We start from the raw sequence: 12,826 nt of genomic DNA, 5'->3' as shown, positions 1-12,826 counted from the left end.
AAAAATAATATATGACGGTCATTATAGCTGACAAAGGTATTGCTTATGCTAAGCGATTTGGTAATGATGCGTCTAGCTATTTACCTTGCTATCTTAACCTGCTAGTCATGATGTCTATCTTATAAAGGGTCAATTATCCATACGTTTAAAATATGATAACTATTCAAAAATGCTACGACTATTTTCAAGGTATATCTATGTTTGCTCATCCCTTACCCTCTACTATACAGCGCATAATAAGCACAATAATCTTATCATACTGGCAGCGCGCCAGCCTTATTAGTGCGCTTGCTGTATTGACCAGTGCTTGCAATAGCATCCCTAGTGCCAACCCTATACAGGCAGCTCCAGAACCCTATATTCCAAGTGTCGCTTTGGTATTAGGCGGCGGCGGTGCCAAAGGCTTTGCCCATGTCGGCGTGATTAAAGCGTTAGAAGAAAACGGCATCACCCCAACCTTGGTGGTGGGTACCAGTGTGGGTAGTTTGGTGGGTAGTCTATACGCCAGCGGCTATAACTCTACTGAATTGGAAAAAATTGCCTTAAGCACGCCCGATAGTGCGCTGATGGATTTCACTTTATCAAATCAAGGCTTTATTGAAGGGATAAAACTTAAAAACTTTATTAATAATAAAGTTGGCGGGCGTCCAATTGAAACCTTTCCCATTACCTTTGCCGCGATTGCTGCGGAAAAGAACACGTTAACCAAAGCCGTCTTTACAACGGGCGATGCTGGTCTTGCCGTGCAAGCTTCTTGTAGTGTCCCTAATATTTTTATTGCCCCGCGCATTCCAGAACAGGTGGGCAAAAAATATGTTGATGGTGGCGTGGTCAGTTTGGTGCCCGTTGATAGCGCTCGCGATTTGGGCGCAGATATTATCATTGCTGTTGACGTCACTGACCCGCATACTGGCGCTAAAAACAATAGTACTAATAGTACGGATGCTAAGAAAAGTAATATAGCACCAACGGTTACTAAATTACCAACTATCACCTCGTTAAGTAGCTTTTGGGGCTTATTAGAATATAATGTCATGGCAAATGTCAGCAGTAATGCCGTGGCTACTACTACCTCATCTCGACTTGAACGGCAACGCGCTGACATCGTCATTACGCCTAACGTCAGTCAAATAAGCTCCTTAGATACTAGCCAGCGCCGTGCCTTAATCAATGCTGGCATGCAAGCTACGACCTCACAAATTGCCGCCATCAAACAATTAATTATTGAAAAGTCCAATAGCAAATACGCCACGCTTTAAACGTTAAATAATGATTTATATAAAAACAAAAAAGCACCACAGTCATTCACTGTCGTGCTTTTTTTACTATCTATCGTTAAACCATTTTATCTATTTGGCTATAGATATTTTAGTTCTTAATAGTTACTTAACGCGAGCGCGGTATTTAACCATAACGGTCTCATTTAACCCTAAACCTTCTAAATCCCAACGGACAGCTTTGTAAAAAGTTAACGGCACTTCTTGCAGCTTACCATCAATATTGGCACGTAGCGGCATACGGGCAAAAGTATTGCCATCCGCACTACCAAATGGGAAATCTGGTGCCATACCACCCAGCATTTCAACTTGCTCAGGAATGGTCATGGTCACCGTCATTTTACGCACTCTATCCGGATTGGTATTGGTAAACAGACCTTGATACTCTAAGATATTACCAGACTGCAAACGCGTACTGCCCGTCACAGGCACCAATAGTTCTTTACCATTAGGATCAACGCTTATCAAAGAAGCCGTTATTTTGCTGTTTATTGCCTGACTGGTCGAGCGACTATTATTGTCTGCCGATTGCACAGCGATTGGACCGCTAATCGTCGGCTCTGGCGTGGGCAACATAGCGGATGCTTGTGTCACTGCCATCGCGCCAACTAAGGTGCCAGCAACAACGTGAAATAAGCGATGACCCGTCCATGCAGCAAATGGATTGGCAAATTGGTTGCTTTTTTTCATAATAATTATTATTCCTAGTTAATGTATCGGTAAAACGGTGCCTACAAGGAGCAGCAATAGGACAGCCACGCGTTGTAATGGGATATAGGAGGTATCAACAGGTTACTAAAGGAGACTCAAAACATACGCCAAGATTAAGGTAATAACGCTATGACGCAAATAACTATTAAAGCAGCTAATTGCTAAAGAAAATAACTACTAAATAAGACAATTACTAAATCGGACAGTTAAAATTATAGCTACGCCAGATATAGGCTACTTCCTACAACTATAAGTCATAAACAATGTTAGCAAAGCGTAGCATAACAAAAACGTTTTAGCATCATCCTAACGCCTTGTTGCGCTTCTGTATAATACAACTATAGAGTAGCATTGTTTTGCTCAAAATAAAAAGATAGCTCATATCGACATTTTTTGCTATGGTAAATCTTTAACGTTCGACAAATTTTTGTCATTCCTTCTCCTTTATTCTAACTATAATTGCTCCTATTATGACTACTAGCGCCATGCCTCAGATCAATCCAGAATACGTCCATTGGTTCCGCAACTCAGCCCCCTACATTAATACCCATCGCGGCAAGACATTCGTGATTATGTTCGGTGGTGAGGCGGTCAATCATCCTAACTTTAGCACCTTAATTCATGATTTTGCGTTATTGCACAGCTTAGGTATTAAGTTGGTATTAGTTCACGGTGCCCGCCCGCAAATTGAAAAAAATATTAAAGAGGCAGGTATTGCCGCGGCGCTGCATCAAGATATTCGTGTGACGCCACGCGTTGCTATGCCATCTATTTTGCAAGCAGTTGGTGCAATTCGCCTTCAACTTGAAGCCCAACTGTCTATGGGACTGGCAAATTCGCCCATGTATGGCTCACGTATTGACGCCATTTCAGGTAATTTTGTCACCGCACGTCCTTACGGCGTTCGTGATGGCGTTGATTATCAGATGACCGGTGAAGTGCGCTCTATTGATGTGGAAGCCATTAAAAATAACTTATTGCATGACCATATTGTGATTTTGGGCTCAATGGGCTATTCAGCTACTGGTGAAGTGTTTAATTTACTGGCAGAAGATGTGGCGTTAAGCGCAGCAGTAGCACTGGGTGCCGATAAGCTTATTTTATTAGGCGAAGAAACGGGCATTAATGACAATGACCGTTTACTGCGCGAGATGATTCCAAATGAAGTCGATCGTTTTTTACGTGGACGCGACTTAAATTGTGAGATTAATTACTTCTTGCATTGTGCCAGCAGCGCCTGTCGTCAAGGCGTGCATCGTACTCATATCATCTCTTATGCCAAAGATGGGGCGTTACTTGAAGAGCTCTTCACTCGTGACGGCTCTGGCACCTTGATCAGCCATGATCCGTATGAAGAGATTCGCCGTGCCAATATTGATGATGTGGTTGGTATGCTTGAACTGCTGACCCCACTTGAAGAACAAGGAATTTTGGTAGCACGCTCGCGCGAACGTTTAGAGCAAGAGATTGACAACTATAGCGTGATTGAACGTGACGGGATGATTTTGGGCTGTGCTTCGCTTAATCCACTTGATGAGACTTCGGCAGAAGTGGCGTGCGTGGCAGTACACCCTGAATACCGCAGTGGTAGCCGTGGTGCTGATTTATTAGCATTTTTGGAGCAGCAAGCGCGCAGTCATGGAATGCAAAGGTTGTTTGTATTAACCACCCGTACCGCGCATTGGTTTGTTGAGCACGGCTTTGTAGAAGTCGATGCCAGCGCTCTACCTGAAGCACGCCAGCAGCAATATAACAATGGCCGCAACTCAAAAGTTTTCCAAAAAATGCTCTAGCCTAGAGCATATAATCTTTAACAATGATTATCGTTGCTAATGCGAAAGCAAAAATCCTTATCCAAAAAAGCCCTCATACATCAATATGAGGGCTTTTTATTAGTGAATACTAATCTATAAATGCTAGGCTACTTTTTACCTTTATAAATAGTTAAAAAATCAGCCTATTATCAAAAGCATATTATTTCGCTTTTACTTTCAGCAATTCAACGGTAAAGATAAGGGTGCTGTTAGGCTCGATACCTGAGTTACCCGCTTCGCCATAGGCTAAGTCTGATGGGATATAGAACTCGTATTTACCACCCTCTTTCATCAACTGTAAGCCTTCCGTCCAACCAGCGATTACTTGGTTTAATGGGAATTCAATTGGCTCACCGCGCTCATACGAGCTATCAAATACTGTACCATCAAGTAACTTGCCTTCATAGTTGACTTCAACCACATCAGTTGCCTTTGGTGCTTTGCCTGTGCCAGCTTTCAATACTTTGTATTGTAAGCCTGATTTCGTCGTGGTCACGCCTGCTTTCTTGCCATTTTCTGCTAAGTAAGTTGCGCCTTTGGTTTTATTTTCACCAGCTTTAGTTTGCATCTCTTTCACGAAACTTTCTTCCTGTTCTTTTTGATACGTCATTAATACTTCTTGCATTTGCTCTTGGGTCAATGCTGGCTCTTTGCCTTCATAACCATCACGAAAACCTTTTTCAAACTTATCTAAATTCAAATCCTTGACGGCATCTTTATTGCCTTCAGCCATCATAAAGCCCAAGCTATAACCGACTTTTTCAGCAGCTGGACTTTGCTCAGTCACTGCTACACTTTTAGCAGCCGTTTCTTTATTACCGTTATTGGTACTACAGCCAGTTACTAGTAACATCGCACTGGTCAATGCCGTGATCGTCAAGGTAGTCATTTTTTTCATAAAGTTTTCTCGAATTATCAAACACATTATCAAAATAGTGGCAGAGGATTGCCTGCGCACCATAATAGCAAATCTTAGTTTTAGGAACCACGTCTGCGATGAAATTATCGGGCTAATGTATAATCTCTGTTAATAATGACCACGAAAATAACAACTTATCACACAATTATAGTAAGAAGTTAAGCTTTCTGTCTTTAACCGTTTCACTATATCAGCTAAGATGATAAGTAACCAAAGGTATGTTTTTTATCATGGACAGTTAGTTTTTATAGTGCACAGTTAAATTTTGTATTAAAAGATAATTGTTGCGGTAGTGCTATTTTATTTATCGCTCAATTAACAATAAATGTTTATCCCATAATATTTATATATATTTTTTTACTGTGTATATGAACAATTTTAACGACAACAACAATACTAATAATAGTGATCACTATTAATGAGTGTCATAAAAAGAGTAACGCTTTAGTTTTTTTTAAAGCTTAACATCAGCTTATGAACCTTAAAATTATAATACTTATATCATACTTAAAAGGAGGTCGGGATGAACCCAGCATACACATCTTTCAACGGTTATCTTGGTGGACCCATAGGGTCTATTATTGGCGCCATTTTGATTTTTATCATTGGTTGGCTGGTCGCTTTAGGAATTGCTGCATTAGTGCGCAATGTCCTTGCTAAACTTAACGTTAACCAACGTATGAATTCAACTACTGGCAAAACTTACGATTTAGAAGGCATTATCTCTAAGATTGTTTTCTGGTTTATCTTTATTATCGCCATCTCAGGCGCGCTAAGCCAACTTAACCTAAACTCGATCTCCGCTCCATTTGCCAACATGGTAAATCAAGTATTGGCATTTATTCCGAACCTCATTGGCGCGATTGCCGTTGGTGTACTGGGTTGGGTTATTGCCACAGTTGCACGCACTGCAATAAATGCTGCACTTTCAAAAACTAATATGGATGAGCGTTTAAGCGCCCAAGCTGGCGTTAAGCCTATGAGCAGCACCATCGCTGATATGGTTTACTGGTTTATTTTATTGGTTGTTCTTACTATGGTTCTTGGTCAATTAGAGCTAGACGGTTTATTTGCTCCTTTAACCAATATGGTTGACAAAATCTTCAGCTTTATTCCGAATATCCTGATTGCTGGTGTGGTTTTCGTGGTGGGTTATATCATCGCCAAAGTCGTACGTGGCATCGTGACCAACCTTGTATCAACCTTTAATGTACAAGAGCTTGCATCAAAAGCTGGCTTAAGTGAACAGAACAGTTTGCCAAATATCGCCGGTTCTTTAGCATTTTTAGTAGTGATTATTCCAACGATTATCGCTGCTTTAAACGCTCTAAAAATCGAAGTGATTGCACGTCCTGCAACTAATATGTTAAATAAAATCATGGAAGCCTTGCCAAATATCTTTATGGCAGCAGCGATCTTGATTGTGACTTATTATGTGGTACGTATGGTTGCTAATATTATCAAAGGTTTAATCGAAAACACTGAAATCAATCAGTTACCTGCGAAAGTAGGTTTGCAAGAAACCATGGGCAATAAGAGAATCTCTGACTTAGTCGGTTATGCGATTATTTTCTTTGCTATGTTATTTGCTGCTATCGCAGCAGCTGACTTGCTTGGTTTTGAGCCTATCTCAGGCATCATCACAATGTTTATCGCCTTTGGTGCTAACATTATTCTGGGTGCGATTATTCTGTTTATCGGCTTTTGGCTTGCCAATATTATTGCCGGTGTTGTCGAACGCTCTGAGAAAGGTTCACAGTTTCTAGCCAATATCGTACGCGTATTGATCATGGGCTTAGTGCTAGCCATGGGTCTAAAAGCCATGGGTATTGCAGACTCTATTGTTAACCTAGCATTTGGTCTAACATTAGGTGCGGTTGCGGTTGCATTTGCTCTATCTTTCGGTCTTGGCGGTCAAGAAGCAGCAGCTCGCTTCTTACGTAAAATGCAGGACAAGATGGATGAAGAGCGTACTGGTATGAAAGTCCATACCACACGTCATACTAAGACTACGTCTAACACTACAGACAAAGTCGCTGACGCTGTTCGTGCTGCGACGCCAAATACAGTATCAACAGGTACTACAGCAACGAATGTTGGAGTAACTAGCACTGGAGCAGCAAGTACTACCGTAACAGGTACAACGCCGAATGCTCCAACTACCGATATCGTAGATACGACTTCGACTAATCAGTATGGCAAATTAACTGATAATGATATTGAATAATTAAGGTCAATGATTTTCCGTAATAAAAAAAAGACAGCTTAGGCTGTCTTTTTTATTGATATTATTTAGAGAAATAATTTTTTAGCTCTGAATATGGCATATATTTAGTATTAAGCTAGAGGTTTTCAAATAAGAAAAGACGATAAAATCGTATTGCTTAGCGATCGCTTTCACACCAGTGACTTGCTATGATAAATTAATGCCTTTCCCAATCAGTTAATAACAAGGACAGAATGTCATGAAACGCTTTAAAGAAAAAACCGTCATTGTGACGGGTGCAGGTTCTGGAATTGGTCGAGCAACCGCTATTCGCTTTGCTCGCGAAGGCGCAAATGTAGTATTAGTCGGGCGTACGGCGCAAACGCTTGAAGAAACGGCTCGCGCGTTTCCACATGACCGCACCTGGATTCATACAGATAACTATCTCGTTGTCGTTTGCGATGTCAGTATTCAGACCCAAGTAAAAGAGATGATTAAGCTTGTGATAGATAAGTTCGATAAAATTGATATTTTAGTTAATAATGCAGGTAAAGCTGTACAAGGCAAAATTACCGAACTGACTGCCGAAGATTGGAAGACTGCAATCGATGTTAACTTAAACGGTACTTTTTATGTTTGTCAGACAGCCATGCCGCACCTGATTGCCAGTAAAGGTAATATTGTTAACGTCTCTTCACTCTCGGGCATGGGCGGTGATTGGAACATGGCAGCTTACAATGCCGCCAAAGCTGGCTTCAGTAACTTAACCCGAACATTGGCATTAGATCACGGCGCTGATGGCGTACGCATCAATGCTGTGAATCCAAGTGTCACAAAAACAAATATGACCAGTACGATTCAACAGGATGCGATTAAAACGGATAAATTTATAGAGCGTTGTCCGATGGGACGTTTTGCAACGCCTGAAGAGGTCGCTGCTGCCATTACATTTTTAGCAAGTGATGAAGCTGCGATGATTACTGGGGTTAATCTACCGGTCGATGGCGGAGTAAGCGCCTCTAACGGTCAGCCCAGATTTTAAAAATTAATTTAATTATTCAGGTAAGAGATAAATTTACTACCTTATCAAGAAAAAATCTATTAATGTGCAGCGTTATTTACATCCTGTAGTGGCTGCGACAAACGCTCAGGATGGCGCGGTATCACCCCATAATACTGATTATAGATTTTGGGTAAATCTGCTTCAATATCACCAGTTGGATATATAAGCGATAAAAAGCGAATCTCTTTGGTTTTATAATCTAGCGCAACGGGCAATATCGGCACGTTCGCCTCCAATGCCAAATAATAAAAGCCCGTTTTCCACTTTTCAGTGTATTTTCGGGTGCCTTCTGGAGACAGTCCGAGAAATAATGGTTCACCCATCTTAAACTTGTCAATACTAGCTTGTAAGACAGAACCTTTATTACCGCGATCAATAGGAATGATCCCTATCCATCGTAATAGCTGAGCTAAAACTGGCACTTTAAATAGTGTATGTTTACCCATAATACTGATTTTTAAATCTAAGGCAAATAGGCTAGGAATAGCGTAAACACCATCGATATTCGACGTATGCGGCAACGCCAACACAACAGCTTGTGGAATGTCTGGTATATATCCAACCGTACGCCAACCCGCTATTTTTAGCAAATAAGCGGCAATGACGGGCGTTATCTTTCCACCACGTCTTGGTATGGAGCGACCTAAATCATTCCGAGTTAATCTAGGCAACTTTGTTCTCGGAAACACGGTAGACAACGAGCGTAACTCAGATAATTTTGATGACATCGGCATGATAAACAGCGCCCTCACATTAGAAAAATCAGTATAAATAGATATTGTAGTGGTGGTATTCCAGAACAAACAGCATAGCTTTATAATAGCAATACTACCAATATATTAAATAAGCATTACTATAAAATTACCAAGTAAAAGCGCATTGTAGCGTAATAAAAACTATAGTACGATATCTGCCAAATTACCTGTTTGCTCAAGCCACAGCTTACGATCCCCTGCTCGTTTCTTCGCCAGTAGCATGTCCATCACACTATTTGTTAATACCATGTCATCCATATCCAATTGCACTAGACGACGCGTATCGCGATTCATCGTTGTTTCGCGCAACTGTTCAGCACTCATCTCGCCAAGCCCTTTAAAACGGGTAATTTGTGCTTTTTTATTCCCCGTGATACCAGCCAGAATATGAGTAAGTTCCGGTTCATCCAATGCATAATGAACCTCGCGACCGATATCAACACGATACAGCGGCGGCATGGCGACAAACAGATGTCCCGCTTCAACCAATGCGGGAAAATGCTTCACAAATAACGCGCAAATCAAAGTGGCAATGTGCAGACCATCAGAATCAGCATCCGCTAAAATACAAACCTTATCATAGCGCAGCTCAGACAAGTCCGACGAGGCAGGATCAACGCCAATGGCAATCGCAATATCGTGAATTTCCTGACTGGATAATACGGTATCTGACGAGACTTCCCAAGTATTTAAAATCTTCCCTCGTAAAGGTAGTATCGCCTGATAATGACGGTCGCGCGCTTGCTTGGCACTGCCCCCTGCTGAGTCGCCTTCTACCAAAAATAACTCAGCACCATCGCGCAAATCACCGCGGCAATCTGCCAATTTCCCAGGTAAAGCTGGACCTTGAGTGATTTTTTTTCGGGCTACTTTTTTCGCAGATTTAAGGCGACTGCCCGCTTTATTAATAGCAAGTTCCGCTATCTGCGCGCCCAATTCTGCATGTTTATTCAGCCATAAACTAAACGCATCTTTTGCTAACGTTTGTACGGCTCCTGCAGCTTCACGGCTCGATAAGCGCTCTTTCGTTTGTCCTGAAAACTGTGGCTCTGAGAACCTTAAGGACAGAATATAATTTACCCCATCCCAAACATCTTCTGCTGTTAGTTTCACACTGCGGGGCAGTAAATTATGAATGTCACAAAATTCCCGTAACGCTTCTAAAATACCGGTACGCAAGCCATTCACATGGGTGCCGCCTTGCGCCGTAGGAATCAAATTGACATAGCTTTCTTGAATGGGAGTACCACCTTCCGGTAGCCAAGAGAGTGCAAAGGTAATTGCCGCGCGTTCACCATCTTTTGCTTCATAATGGTAATAAAATGGTTGAGGTGGTAGTGTCTCTAACCCATCTAACTGTTCGGTTAGATATTCAACCACGCCATCGGTAAACTGCCAAACGACCTTTTCATTATTAATATCATCAATAAATTCAATTGTCAGACCTGCCGCTAATACCGCTTTGGCTTTTAAATTGTGCTTTAGCTGTTTAATATTAAATTTAGGCGTATCAAAAAAATGACTGTCTGCCCAAAAGCGTACCTTGGTACCGCGCTTACGCTTATTTGAACTGACTGACTCATCTAATGCCGTTACTGGTGCACCATTTTCGAACGCCATATCAAACTGACTGCCTTCACGCCAAACCGTTACTTCAACTCGCGTCGATAGCGCATTAACAACAGAAATACCGACCCCGTGCAACCCACCAGATACTTGATAATTCGAGGTCGAAAATTTACCACCCGCATGCAAACGAGTCAAAATTAGCTCAATACCCGTTTGCCCAAACTCAGGATGCATATCCGTTGGCATACCACGACCATCGTCTTCTACCGATAGCGAACCATCTGCATATAACTGCACTTTAATAGTTTTAGCAAAACCTGCTAACGCCTCATCTACCGAATTATCGATAACTTCTTGCGCCAAATGATTGGGGCGCGTCGTATCGGTATACATGCCTGGTCGACGGCGAACGGGCTCTAGCCCCTCTAAAACTTCTAACGACTGCGCATTATATTGACTCACACGGCTTCCTTTAGTATTCAAAATAATTAATTATATCTAACCATTATAACGAAAATTAGTATCATTAGTTTGAATACGCAGCGTCTTACGTCATATGATGTCGTCTATTCTAATTAACATAATTATTAAATATTCGGTGCTATTTTAATCTATTGTAATTGCCTTAGAGTCTCAATCACCATCGGTAAATGCTCAGCAAAATCACTAAACCTGTGATTACCACCGGCTTGTAATACAACCCTAGCTCCCTGCTGTCTATAAAATTCGGCAGATAATTGAGAATCGAGTAACTCATCGCCATCTTTGATGAGCACAGTAACTTTATTGGGATAATGAATAGTTGATAATTGATGTTTCTCAAACCATTGTAAATCTACATTGGTAATATCCCAACCACCTACTGTTGAATGAATAACCTGATTACTCAAACCTTCCTCTTTAACATTATTAGTTAGCGTCGAATCTTCAGCAAATCGCTGTAAAGTAATATGTGGTTGAATACTAGGATTTAATAATAGCGCAGGGCAGCCTGTATGATTACTTATCAAAGTAGAAAAGTAGCCACCCAATGAACTACCTATCAATACCGTATTTGAAGGTTCACACTGCTCATTTTTAATAGTATTGTGAACCTTTAAGCCTTCGATTGAGGACACTATTTGCTTAAAAACTTGGTCAGGTCTTTTATTCAAATCAGGGCGTAATACTTTGATATCAGAATGGTACTTATGGCAATAGTCCTCTAACAACCTTCCTTTAGTAGAGTTAGCATCACTATCTAGCCCATGAATATAAATAACGTTCACGTATAATCTCACTTATTGATGTTGTTATAATTGCTGTATATAAATAATAGAAAATCAGCATAGCATTGAGTTGGTAAAAACAATAACGTTAAAATCGCACATTATTATTCAGTATTTGCAACATTTTTTTGGACATCAACTGAGCATCAAGCAGATGTGACAGTCTAAAAGTGAATAGGTGGGATTTGATTTTGATGAAGTGCTTGAGATTGATGAATTGCTTTAAAGAGTAAAAATTTTCATTTAAAGTTAAGTAACGATATCTACTCTTTGATCGTTATATATATTTCGCTTTAACTTTATCGACGGTCTTTTCTAGCATTATATATTGCGTTAGCCATAAGTTCGGTAGTAGATTTTTCATAGCCTCTATTTCTATATTCTGTATTAGGTTTATAATCACCATTTTTATACATTTCCAACTCAGCAATCAGTAGCTTTTCATCAAAATAATTTAAATTAAGGTTCAGCCACATCGAAAGCTGTTGAAAGTTCTGAGCAACTTTCTCACCCTTCTGTTCCTCTAAAAAAGAATTCAAATCAATAGGATAGTTTCGCTCTTCTGCTGCCAGAATAGCTATTCGCGCAATAGTTAGTAGTTGCTGACCAGTAAATTGCATCGAGTAGTCTGCAGTATGGTGACGCAACCCATATTCAATTCTCAATTTTTTAGAATGTGACCAATATCTATCTTCTAAAATTGAAAGACGTTTATAGTATGTTTTTAAAATCTCAGCTTCAATTAAATGTTTAGTATCAATCTTTAATTCATCGAAGGTTTTAAGTTTTACATTGGTATTATTAGCTGCTTCAAAAGCGCCACTTTGAAACCCCTCTACAGATATAATAAAACCGCGGTCTGCACCTATGTCGTCTACAATTGATCTCAGCACTAGTACTTGTGCCTTAGTTACTTTACTCTTCCAATGTTTCGCCTCAACAACCCAAATAATATTTTCACCAAGAAATCTAGTTTTGACGAGTACATCTATATCATGGCAAGTTCGCACACCTTGAACTCTAACATTGCTCTCTGCATCAGCTCCTAGCGAATCAAAATGTTTTTTAATATCTTCTTGAAACTCATACCAGCTTGGTTCTTTGCTCATAACTATCCTCACGCCTAATAATATGAAGCTAACGATTTATTATCCTAAAAATATAGCAATGAAAATCACAATTAACAAGAATTCTGCAGCCAAAAGAAAACCCCCCTCTGCTTTCGCAGAGGGGGGTTTTACTTT

At 40.5% G+C, this 12,826-nt stretch carries 10 protein-coding genes; 4 read left to right on the top strand and 6 right to left on the bottom strand.

Annotation, left to right across the window (positions count from 1 at the left end; genetic code table 11):
• The first annotated feature begins 197 nt into the window (after positions 1-197).
• On the top strand, positions 198-1,259 hold the full coding sequence (locus H2245_RS09355) for a patatin-like phospholipase family protein (RefSeq protein ID WP_182407139.1): 1,062 nt from the start codon (positions 198-200) through the stop codon (positions 1,257-1,259).
• A 123-nt stretch (positions 1,260-1,382) separates the two neighbouring features.
• Here H2245_RS09355 and H2245_RS09350 read toward each other — a convergent pair whose 3' ends face one another.
• Positions 1,383-1,967: a hypothetical protein gene (locus tag H2245_RS09350; RefSeq protein ID WP_182407138.1), complete on the bottom strand. Its 585-nt coding sequence runs from the start codon at positions 1,965-1,967 to the stop codon at positions 1,383-1,385.
• A 491-nt stretch (positions 1,968-2,458) separates the two neighbouring features.
• Between H2245_RS09350 and argA the strand changes: the two genes are divergently transcribed.
• Entirely contained in the window at positions 2,459-3,781 is a 1,323-nt protein-coding gene (gene argA, locus H2245_RS09345; RefSeq protein WP_182407137.1) for an amino-acid N-acetyltransferase, read from the top strand.
• Positions 3,782-3,962: 181 nt separating this feature from the next.
• On the opposite strand, the gene H2245_RS09340 is transcribed toward argA, so the two are convergent.
• A complete protein-coding gene (locus tag H2245_RS09340; protein ID WP_182407136.1) occupies positions 3,963-4,700 on the bottom strand; it encodes an FKBP-type peptidyl-prolyl cis-trans isomerase in 738 nt (245 codons plus the stop codon).
• A 544-nt stretch (positions 4,701-5,244) separates the two neighbouring features.
• On the opposite strand from H2245_RS09340, the gene H2245_RS09335 reads away from it, so the two are divergent.
• Together H2245_RS09335 and H2245_RS09330 are read left to right on the top strand one after the other, a co-directional pair.
• Positions 5,245-6,948 (top strand): mechanosensitive ion channel, encoded by a 1,704-nt coding sequence (locus H2245_RS09335; protein ID WP_182407135.1) that lies wholly within the window; start codon positions 5,245-5,247, stop codon positions 6,946-6,948.
• A 238-nt stretch (positions 6,949-7,186) separates the two neighbouring features.
• Entirely contained in the window at positions 7,187-7,969 is a 783-nt protein-coding gene (locus H2245_RS09330; RefSeq protein ID WP_182407134.1) for an SDR family NAD(P)-dependent oxidoreductase, read from the top strand.
• 59 nt (positions 7,970-8,028) lie between these two features.
• Here H2245_RS09330 and H2245_RS09325 read toward each other — a convergent pair whose 3' ends face one another.
• The 4 genes from H2245_RS09325 to H2245_RS09310 all read right to left on the bottom strand — a co-directional run bounded on the left by H2245_RS09325 (position 8,029) and on the right by H2245_RS09310 (position 12,691).
• Entirely contained in the window at positions 8,029-8,718 is a 690-nt protein-coding gene (locus tag H2245_RS09325) for a lysophospholipid acyltransferase family protein (RefSeq protein ID WP_259365167.1), read from the bottom strand.
• Between the two features lie 168 nt (positions 8,719-8,886).
• Entirely contained in the window at positions 8,887-10,776 is a 1,890-nt protein-coding gene (parE, locus tag H2245_RS09320) for a DNA topoisomerase IV subunit B (protein ID WP_182407132.1), read from the bottom strand.
• A gap of 149 nt (positions 10,777-10,925) precedes the next feature.
• Positions 10,926-11,582: a YqiA/YcfP family alpha/beta fold hydrolase gene (locus H2245_RS09315; protein WP_182407131.1), complete on the bottom strand. Its 657-nt coding sequence runs from the start codon at positions 11,580-11,582 to the stop codon at positions 10,926-10,928.
• A 299-nt stretch (positions 11,583-11,881) separates the two neighbouring features.
• Positions 11,882-12,691, bottom strand: a complete 810-nt coding sequence (locus H2245_RS09310; protein ID WP_182407130.1) for a restriction endonuclease — start codon at positions 12,689-12,691, stop codon at positions 11,882-11,884.
• Positions 12,692-12,826: the final 135 nt, after the last annotated feature.

Source organism: Psychrobacter sp. GP33 (assembly GCF_014119005.1).
Classification (GTDB): domain Bacteria; phylum Pseudomonadota; class Gammaproteobacteria; order Pseudomonadales; family Moraxellaceae; genus Psychrobacter.
The sequence above is the reverse complement of the archived record's forward strand: the minus strand, read 5'-3'. Positions and strand labels throughout refer to the sequence as shown.